This window comes from Arthrobacter sp. AL05 (genome assembly GCF_029960715.1).
GTDB lineage: Bacteria > Actinomycetota > Actinomycetes > Actinomycetales > Micrococcaceae > Arthrobacter.
Map to the genome: position 1 here is coordinate 1 of NZ_JASBRC010000011.1, position 8,519 is coordinate 8,519.

Annotated in this window: 10 protein-coding genes; 2 read left to right on the top strand and 8 right to left on the bottom strand. The window is 67.1% G+C overall.

Features of this window, described 5'->3' with window-relative positions; translation table 11 throughout:
• Positions 1-287: 287 nt before the first annotated feature.
• On the top strand, positions 288-1,403 hold the full coding sequence (locus QK287_RS13465) for an ADP-ribosylglycohydrolase family protein (protein ID WP_226774486.1): 1,116 nt from the start codon (positions 288-290) through the stop codon (positions 1,401-1,403).
• A 36-nt stretch (positions 1,404-1,439) separates the two neighbouring features.
• Here the strand turns inward: QK287_RS13465 and QK287_RS13470 are convergent, their stop codons facing one another.
• Together QK287_RS13470 and QK287_RS13475 are read right to left on the bottom strand one after the other, a co-directional pair.
• Positions 1,440-1,988 (bottom strand): DUF4395 domain-containing protein, encoded by a 549-nt coding sequence (locus tag QK287_RS13470; protein ID WP_226774485.1) that lies wholly within the window; start codon positions 1,986-1,988, stop codon positions 1,440-1,442.
• Positions 1,989-2,069: 81 nt separating this feature from the next.
• Complete coding sequence (locus tag QK287_RS13475) at positions 2,070-3,089, bottom strand: exonuclease domain-containing protein (RefSeq protein WP_226774484.1); 1,020 nt, start codon at positions 3,087-3,089, stop codon at positions 2,070-2,072.
• Between the two features lie 147 nt (positions 3,090-3,236).
• Here QK287_RS13475 and QK287_RS13480 point away from each other — a divergent pair, with 147 nt between their 5' ends.
• Positions 3,237-4,004 carry a VTT domain-containing protein gene (locus QK287_RS13480; protein ID WP_226774494.1) on the top strand — a complete coding sequence of 256 codons (768 nt, stop codon included), beginning with the start codon at positions 3,237-3,239 and terminating at the stop codon, positions 4,002-4,004.
• 117 nt (positions 4,005-4,121) lie between these two features.
• Here the strand turns inward: QK287_RS13480 and rdgB are convergent, their stop codons facing one another.
• From rdgB to clpS, 6 genes are all read right to left on the bottom strand, one after another.
• Positions 4,122-4,784, bottom strand: coding sequence for an RdgB/HAM1 family non-canonical purine NTP pyrophosphatase (gene rdgB, locus QK287_RS13485; RefSeq protein ID WP_226774483.1), 663 nt, complete (start codon positions 4,782-4,784; stop codon positions 4,122-4,124).
• Positions 4,781-5,539: a ribonuclease PH gene (rph, locus tag QK287_RS13490; RefSeq protein ID WP_256446768.1), complete on the bottom strand. Its 759-nt coding sequence runs from the start codon at positions 5,537-5,539 to the stop codon at positions 4,781-4,783. Before rph ends, rdgB begins: the two co-directional genes overlap by 4 nt.
• Positions 5,540-5,606: 67 nt before the next feature.
• On the bottom strand, positions 5,607-6,404 hold the full coding sequence (locus QK287_RS13495; RefSeq protein ID WP_282360405.1) for an MBL fold metallo-hydrolase: 798 nt from the start codon (positions 6,402-6,404) through the stop codon (positions 5,607-5,609).
• Positions 6,401-7,453 carry a glutamate racemase gene (gene murI, locus QK287_RS13500; protein WP_226774481.1) on the bottom strand — a complete coding sequence of 351 codons (1,053 nt, stop codon included), beginning with the start codon at positions 7,451-7,453 and terminating at the stop codon, positions 6,401-6,403. Before murI ends, QK287_RS13495 begins: the two co-directional genes overlap by 4 nt.
• An 81-nt stretch (positions 7,454-7,534) precedes the next feature.
• Positions 7,535-8,101 (bottom strand): DUF2017 domain-containing protein, encoded by a 567-nt coding sequence (locus QK287_RS13505; protein ID WP_226774480.1) that lies wholly within the window; start codon positions 8,099-8,101, stop codon positions 7,535-7,537.
• Entirely contained in the window at positions 8,094-8,465 is a 372-nt protein-coding gene (clpS, locus tag QK287_RS13510; protein ID WP_226774479.1) for an ATP-dependent Clp protease adapter ClpS, read from the bottom strand. Before clpS ends, QK287_RS13505 begins: the two co-directional genes overlap by 8 nt.
• Positions 8,466-8,519: the final 54 nt, after the last annotated feature.

Consider the following 8,519-nt stretch of genomic DNA (forward strand, 5'->3'; position numbering starts at 1 on the left):
CCCGATGGTCTTATGGTCAGTCGAGGTGATCCAGTTGACGACAATGCGTCCCTTGCCGCTGGGCACCGGCGGCGTGCCAACCGCAACGGCGCTCATCTGGTCTAGAGCCATTTCGGCCTCCCGTAGCTGCAACCGTCCGTGCTGGCACGCCGGCACGGACACCGATAAAGCGTTTATCCCGACCGTAGCCACCCGCGGTTCTCCCCGCAAGGGCGCAGCCGCTCTGGTGGCGGCGAATCTATGGCAGCGCCGCGGCCCGGCCCCGCAACCGGGTAAAATTCTTGCTCATGAGTACCGAGCCCGCAACGACCCCAGCACCAGAACCCGCCCCGTCGCACGCATCCCGGATCCACGGCTGCCTGCTGGGCGGCGCGCTGGGTGATTCACTCGGGTACGCCGTCGAATCCGACGACATCTCCACCATCCGCGGAAAATTCGGGGCGGAGGGGCTGCGCGGGTTTGCGGCACTCGACGGGGTCAGCCACTTTTCCGACGACACGCAACTCACGCTGTACACCGTGGACGGGCTGCTGGAAGCGCTGGAGTGGGCCAACTCCGGTGTGGGCGCGGACACAAACGCCTGCCTGTGGCTCGCCTACCTGCGCTGGCTCGCCAGCCAGGGAGTGCCGGTTCCGGAAGCCGCCCCGTTCCAGCCGCCGCGATGGATCGATACCCACGCCGTCCTCAAACAGCGGCGCTCCCCCAACGATGCCTGCCTGAGCGGACTCGCGACGGGAGAAATGGGAACGTATTTCCGTCCCGTCAACCCGGAGTCCAAGGGTTGCGGCACGGTGATGCGCTCGGCCCCGTTCGGTTTGATCCCCTACATTGCCGCCGGCGACGTCTACAAGCTCAGCGCCGACGCAGCCTCGCTGACCCATGGGCACCCCGCGGCGCGGCAGAGCGCCGGCATCTTCAGCCTTGTTATCCATGCGCTGGTCTCCGGCCGGAGCCTGCGCGAGGCAGCCGAAGACGCCCTCGGACTCTTTGCGAACAGCCCGCTGCGCAAGGACGAACAGGTTGATCCCGACGTTATGGCCCGGCTTGGCACCGCACTGCGGCTTGGCACCGCCCGTGCACGGCTGGAGCCGGAGGAGCTGGTCCGGACTCTTGGTGCGGGCCGGGTGGCAGAGGAAGCACTTGCCATTGCGCTGTACGCGGTGCTCGCCACCGAACCGGATCCGACGTCGCCTGCCGGAAGCCCGGCGGAGCACTTCCGCACGGCAATCGCCGTCGCGGTTAACCACAGCGGGGACAGCGACTCCACCGCATCGATTGCCGGCAATATCCTGGGGGCGTTCTACGGCGAGGATTGCCTTCCCGCGCAGTGGCTTGAGGCACTGGAGGCTCCGGAGGTCATCCGCGGCATGGCGACCAGGCTGGCCGCTGTCACCGGCCCCTGACCGGGCCCCGGCTGCGGTCCGCACGGACCACCTGCGTTAGGCCCGGCGGAGCGAAATGTTGTTGCAGGCCTCGCACACGTCCTCGGGAATCAGGCCGCGGCGCTGCAGGAAGCCGAAAACGGCGCAGCCCAGGCAGTAACCGGCAAACGCTTCCAGGGACGCCGCAATAATCAGGAGCGCCAGCAGGATCCACGCCGCCGGTGCAAGTCCGGCGGCGAGCAGGAGTGCCGCAGCCGTGGACAGGACCGCACCGATGCCCTGGGCGAAACGCTTCGGCGGGCCGGGGACCAATCGGCTTTTCCCCAGCCGGGGCGTCAGGACCCGGACGGAAAGTTGGGCGAGCGGTGAAATCCGCGGACCGAAAAGGACACGCAGCCAGAACCCGGCGGCAATCACGGCCAGACCCCAGCCGAAGCCGGTCAGCAGGGTAACCAGCGAAAGCAACACCACCAGTGCGGCAGTGACCCGGGCTGCGTATTCATTCACCGGGTTCGGAAACGCAAAAACCGTGCGCCAGTCGACGGAGCCGCGCGACGCCCGGGCGGGTGCCGGCGGCGCGGCCGGTGCCGAGGTTAGTTTGCTCATCGTCCAAGGCTAGGAGCGCACCCGCTCCGGACGAAAAGTTTGTTGCGCAGTATGACCGCCAGGGCCCTGTCCCGGCGGGTCTCAGGCACTCGCGGCGGAGGCCACGTGCCCGCCCACCATCTGCAGGAATTCGCCCTCGGACAGGACCTCGATCCGTTGCCCGCGTGCGTGCAGCTCCAGCACCCGCCTGGCCTTTCCGGTCAGCCGGCCGGAGCGAAGGTCGGCGGCGACAAAACCGTCTCCGACCACCAGCAAGGTGGTGCGGGCAGTGACCCGGCTTTCGGGCCGGGCGCCCAGCTCGGCGGAACGGACCTTCGCCTCGGGCCGGGGAATGGCCAGTTCGCCGGTGAAGACCACGGTCTGGCCGAACAGCGGGTGGCCGGCCGCGGCGGATGCGTTCGGCGGTGGATTGGCGCCTTCCTCCGGCCAGCCAGGCTGGTAGGGCCGCGCGGGCGCCAGGGCTGCCGGTCCCGCGGCGAGGGCATCGAGGGCTGACTGGCTGGCCTTGGAGAGCGGATCGCACAGCGGGTCGAAAGCCTCCTGGCGGGACACCGCCAGGCCCAGGGACAGGTACAGCTCCGCGACACTGCCGGCCCCGTTGCGCGCGGCGATGTCAATCAGGATCCCGGCGCACGCCCGCGCGTCCTCAGCGGCGTCGTGGTGGTTGAGCAGCGGAACACCGGCCTCCTCGGCCGCGTACGGCAGCGAATTGGACACCAGGGAATAGCAGCGGCGGGAAAGCATCACGGTGCAGACGTAATCATAGGCGGGCCCCGCCAAGCCGGAGACCTCCAGGCCGGAGCGGATCACGCCCAGGTCAAACGCGGCATTGTGGGCGGCCAGGACGTCGCCGCCGATGAACGCGCCGATTTCCGGGAAGAGTTCACCGAAACGCGGCAACCCTGCGACCTGCTCAGGCCGGATGCCGTGGATCCGCACGTTGTGGTGGTCGAAGCGGTCATGGTTTTCCGGCGGCCGCATCAGCCACGAGGCCTCCTCGACCACTACACCGCCGCGGACCTTGCTCAGGCCAACAGCGCACGGTGAACCTCGGAAGCCGTTCGCGGTCTCAAAGTCGATCGCCGTAAAGTCCAAACCCACGCTCCCAACTTTACCGCCGCAAAACCAGCCGGTGGCCCAGCTGCGACGGCCGCGCCGCCGCCGGACCGCGGCCGGGCCAGCTGGCCGACCGTCCGTCGGCGCACGACGGCGGCGGTCAAGTATCCTTGACTGGTGAACCCTTTAGCTTTGAGTGACTTTGCCGTGTCCACGTTCGGCGGCGCGGGCCCGGTGCAGCCGCGGCTTGCCTCCTTCCTGCCCGACTGGCTGAACCCCCAGGTCTTCCTGGCCGACCCCGCCCTTGCGCCGTGGGTGGTCCTGCTGGTGTGTGGCATCATCTTCGCCGAAACCGGCCTGCTGATCGGCTTCTTCCTGCCGGGAGACTCGATGCTCTTCACGGCCGGGCTCCTGGTGGCCACCGGGACCATCAAGTTCAACATCGTTGCCTTCGCTGCGCTGATCATCGTTGCGGCGATCATCGGCAACCAGGCCGGTTACCTGATTGGCTCCAAGGCGGGCCCGGCGATTTTCAACCGGGAAAACTCGAAGCTCTTTAAGCGCGAGAATGTCGAAAGCGCACATGCCTTTTTCGAGAAGCACGGCGGCAAGGCCTTGATCCTGGCCCGATTTGTGCCGATCATCAGGACCTTCGTCCCCGTGATTGTTGGGGTGGCCCAGATGAACAAGCGCCAGTTCTTTGTCTTCAACGTCATCGGCGCCGTGCTGTGGGGCGGCGGCGTGACGCTCCTGGGTTACCTGCTGGGCGACACCGTCCCGTGGGTCCGGGAAAACCTGGACATCATCTTCATCGCGATTGTCCTTGTCTCCGTGATCCCGATCGGCATTGAGGTTATCCGCGGGCTCACCGCCAGGCGCCAGGCCGAAAAATACGGCACCGGCGTCGTTGCGGAGTTCATCGAAGAACACGAGCCCGAAGAGGAACGCAAGACCCCATAATTCCCGCTCGGCAGGCAGTTCGGACAGCCGCCGTTCCGGAAACCCCGGCCGCAGAGGACGGCGCCCCGCGGTGCGGGGCGCCGTCCTCTATTTAACTGCCGGTTTCCGCGGACCGCACTACCGCCCGGCCAGCGCCTCCACGATGGCCGGGAGCAGTGCCCTGAACGCGTGCCCCCGGTGGCTGATAGCGTTCTTCTCCTGCGAACTCAGTTCCGCACAGCTGCGGTCCAGGCCATGCGGCCGGAGCACCGGGTCGTAGCCGAAGCCGCCGGTTCCGCGGGGTTCACGCAGCAGCGTGCCCTCCAACTGCCCGAACTCCACGACTTCCCGGCCGTCCCCGGGGGCCAGGCCGGGAACGGCCAGTGCCGCCGCACAGACAAAAGCGGCACCGCGGTGTTCGTCGGGAACGTCGGCAAGCTGGCTGAGCAGCAGCCGCAGGTTCGCGGCGTCGTCGCCGTGCCGGCCGGCCCAGCGGGCCGAGAAGATCCCGGGAGCACCGCCGAGGACGTCGACGGCGAGGCCGGAGTCGTCGGCGATTGCCACCAGCCCGGTCGCCTGCGCCACCGCGCGTGCCTTAAGCAGCGAATTTTCCGCAAACGTTACGCCGGTCTCGGCGACGTCAGGGGCACCGACGGCACCCGCATCCACCACCTGGGTGTCGACGTCGAGCCCGGGCACCTGCCCGCGCAGGAGGTCACGCAGTTCCCGGAGCTTGCCCTGGTTATGTGTTGCGAGAACCAGCAACGGTGCGGCGTGATGTCCTTCCGGAGCCGCTGTCACGGGGCCTCCGCCAGTGTGTCACGCTGGATAGCGGCAAGCTGCTCGGTACCCATCAGGGCGAGGTCGAGCAGTTTGTTCAGCTCATCGCGGTCGAACGGGGCACCTTCGGCGGTGCCCTGGACTTCAACGAACTTTCCGGATCCGGTCACCACAACGTTCATGTCGGTCTCGGCTCGGACGTCCTCAACGTAAGGCAGATCCAGCATTGGAACGCCGTCGATGATCCCGACGGATACCGCTGCGATGGTGTCGATCAGCGGCTGGGCAGTGCGGGGGATCATTTTGTTCTCGCGGGCGAAGCGGATGGCCTCCGCCAGGGCCACGTAGGCGCCGGTGATAGCCGCGGTCCGGGTCCCGCCGTCGGCCTGCAGGACGTCACAGTCCAGCACGATCGTGATCTCCCCCAGCGCCTTGGTGTCGATGATGGAGCGCAGCGAGCGGCCGATCAGCCGGGAAATCTCGTGGGTGCGTCCGCCGATCTTGCCCTTGACGGACTCGCGGTCAGAGCGGGTGTTGGTGGCGCGCGGCAGCATGGCGTACTCCGCGGTGACCCAGCCGCGGCCTTCTCCCTTGAGCCAGCGCGGAACACCCTGGGTAAGGGAAGCAGTGCACAGCACCCTGGTGTTGCCGAACTCGATCAGGGCCGATCCCTCGGCCTGTTTGGACCAGCCGCGGGTGATGCTGATCGGTCGCAGCTGGTCGGGGGTTCGGCCATCGGCTCGAATAACGGGGGCAGTTAAGGCTTCGGAAGTCATGGTTCCAGCTTATCGACCTGCACGGGGCCTGCCGGGCACACCCGGCGCCCGCCACGGCGGGTCCCGCTCAGATGGTGTAGTGCACGCCCGCCACAGCAACGGCAACGTGCTGTCCGAAGACCTGCTTGGCTTCCGCCATCACTGTGGTCGGGGACGTCCAGACCGGGATATGGGTCAGCAGCAGCCGCCGGGCACCGGCGGCAACAGCGGCCTCCCCGGCGCGTCGGCCGGTCAGGTGCACGTCCTTAATGGCGTCGTCGCGCCCTTCCTCGAACGCCGCCTCGCACAGGAACAGATCGGCATCCCGGGCCGCGTCCTCGAGCCCGCCGCAGGCGTCGGTGTCACCGGAATAGCTGAGCACACGGGCAACCGGGTTGCCGTCCTTGTCCGGTTCCGTGACCTCGACGCGGAGGGCGTAGCCTTCATCGACCGGGTGGTTGACGGTGTACGGGGTAACGGTGAACGGCCCCATGGTCACCGGCTTGCGCTCCGCCCAGTGGCTAAAATCGAATTCCTCATGCATTCCGGGGTCAAGATCCAGGCCGTAGGCGGTGGCCATCCGGTCGGCGGTGGCGGCGGGCCCCCACACCGGAATCCTGCCGCGTCCCCAGCCGCCTGGCTTCCACCGCACCGCGACGTGCAGTCCGCACAGGTCCATACAGTGGTCCGGGTGCAGGTGGGTGAGGAAAATCCCGTCAATGTCCTCCAGGTCGGTGTACCGCTGGATGGCCCCGAGCGCGCCACTGCCGAGGTCCAAGACGATCTTCCAGCTCCGCTCGCCGTCGTTGGCGGTCAACAGGTAGCACGATGCCGGCGATCCCGGCCCCGGAAAGGAACCGGTGCAGCCCACGATGGTCAGCTTCACAGCCCCGGCCCCCCAACGAAATTGGAGATCCGGCGACGGTTCGTGCCGGCCTGCGCCGCGGCAATCATCTCCGGTGTGATCCTGGCCAGGCTTCCTGTGGGGTATTGCGCAGCGACGTGGTCCACGTGGCGGACGCTGAGCACTTCGGGTCCGAGGAAGCGGCGGGCGAGGTGTTCGAACTGTGCGGCGTCCCCGGTCGCAATAAAGCTGTGCACCGGATCCGTGCTGTCGGTCCGTTCCAGTCCGCGGGAGGCCAGGGCCCGGTAGACGTCCTTGGCGGTCTCCTCGGCACTTGAGACGAGGGTGACGTCCTCCCCCATCACGTAGGAAATGACGCCGGTTAGCAGCGGGTAGTGCGTGCAGCCCAGCACAACGGTGTCCACGCCCGCGGTCCTGAGCGGTTCCAGATACTCGCGGGCGACGGCGAGCAGCTCCGGGCCGGTGGTGATTCCGGCTTCGACGTAGGACACAAAGGCCGGGCAGGCCACGGAGGTGATGTGCAGGTCCGGGGCGGCAGCGAAGGTGTCCTCATACGCGCGGGAGCCGATGGTTGCCGAAGTACCGATGACTCCGACGCGGCCGCTGCGGGTGGCGGCCACGGCACGGCGCACGGCCGGCTGGATGACCTCTATGACGGGGATCCCGTAACGGGCTGTGTAGCGTTCGCGGGCATCGCGCAACACCGCAGCCGACGCCGAGTTGCACGCGATGGTCAGCAGCTTCACACCGGAATCGACCAGCTCATCCATTACCCCCAGGGCGTTGGCCCGGACCTCGGCGATGGGAAGCGGCCCGTAGGGGCCGTTGGCGGTGTCGCCGACATAGAGAATGGATTCGTTGGGCAGTTGGTCGATGATGGACCGGGCCACGGTGAGTCCGCCGACGCCGGAATCGAACACCCCGATGGGGCGCGAACCGATCCGGCTGGCGGTCTGGCTGGCGGTGCTGTTGCCTGCTGGGGAGTCCGCAACAGCTGGCGCTGCCGGATCCATGCTCGATGCTGAAGTCATGATTATTCGAGGATAGGGCTTAGCCAAGGTCGCGGCCATCACATTGTGTCGTCCGACTCATGTCTAATTTGTCACACGCGGCGTCGGCACGCGCCGCGTGCCGATGCCCCGCGCCGCTGGTCAGCGGCGCGTCTCCAGCGACTGCAGCATGGCCTGGACCAGGGACTCCTGCAGCCAGGTGGTGAAGTTGTAGACCAGGGCCAGGTAGCTTTCGACGTCCTCGGCCTGGGACCAGTCCTGCATCAGGTGCACGTGCCCGGCGTCCTCGTCGTCGCGGATGTCCAGGCGTTCGGCGAGCACCAGGCGGACATCGTTGAGCGCCATGGACCAGTGCCGTGCATCGGCGGGGGCCAGGACCAGTTCCTCCTTGTCCAGTCCCAGGGACGCGGCCTTCAGCGCGCCGATTTTGCTTTCGCGCAGCGACCGTTCGGTATACCGGCGGAACTCCAGCGAGGCGGCGTCGTCGTCCTTCGAAACGTTCGGGAGCAGCCGGCGCAGGGCGCGGTCGGACGGTTCGCGGGCCTCGGTGTCCAGTCCGACAAGGGCAGCAAGGGGGTCCTGGTCGGCACGTTCCCCCGGCTCCAGCATGGACACAACGTCGTCGAAGAGGCTGCGCAGAAGCTCCCGTTCGGCCGGTTCCAGATAGCCGGTGACGCCTTTGACGCCGAATTTAAATGCCTTAGCCACGTTTTCCCTTCCCCTTTCCTGATCCCCCGCCTGATCCGGAGCCGCCGGTGGCCTTTTCCACGGTGGCCCAGAGACCGTAGCCGTGCATCGCGACGGCGTGCTGCTCCACCTGCTCCTTGCTGCCGTGCGCCACGATGGAGCGTCCTTTTTTGTGGACTTCGAGCATCAGTTTGTTCGCTTTGGCCTCCGAATAGCCAAAGTAGCTGCGGAAGACATAGCTCACGTAGCTCATCAGGTTCACCGGATCATTCCAGATCACCAGATTCCACGGGATATCCGGGGCGGTAAGGACGTCCGTGGACGTCACTGTTCCGGTGTGGGTGCTCTCCTGGGTGTCAGGTCCAAGCGCAACGCTAAGGGTCATCTGTCCATTCTATGGGGAGCATGGGCCCACGCCGGCGAGGGCCCCGCAGCAAAG

Coding starts and splice junctions, on each gene's coding strand:
- murI (WP_226774481.1), bottom strand. CDS start 7,453: ATGGCCGCGACCTTGGCTAAGCCCTATCCTCGAATAATCATGACTTCA.
- QK287_RS13470 (WP_226774485.1), bottom strand. CDS start 1,988: ATGAGCAAACTAACCTCGGCACCGGCCGCGCCGCCGGCACCCGCCCGG.
- rph (WP_256446768.1), bottom strand. CDS start 5,539: ATGACTTCCGAAGCCTTAACTGCCCCCGTTATTCGAGCCGATGGCCGA.
- QK287_RS13465 (WP_226774486.1), top strand. CDS start 288: ATGAGTACCGAGCCCGCAACGACCCCAGCACCAGAACCCGCCCCGTCG.
- clpS (WP_226774479.1), bottom strand. CDS start 8,465: ATGACCCTTAGCGTTGCGCTTGGACCTGACACCCAGGAGAGCACCCAC.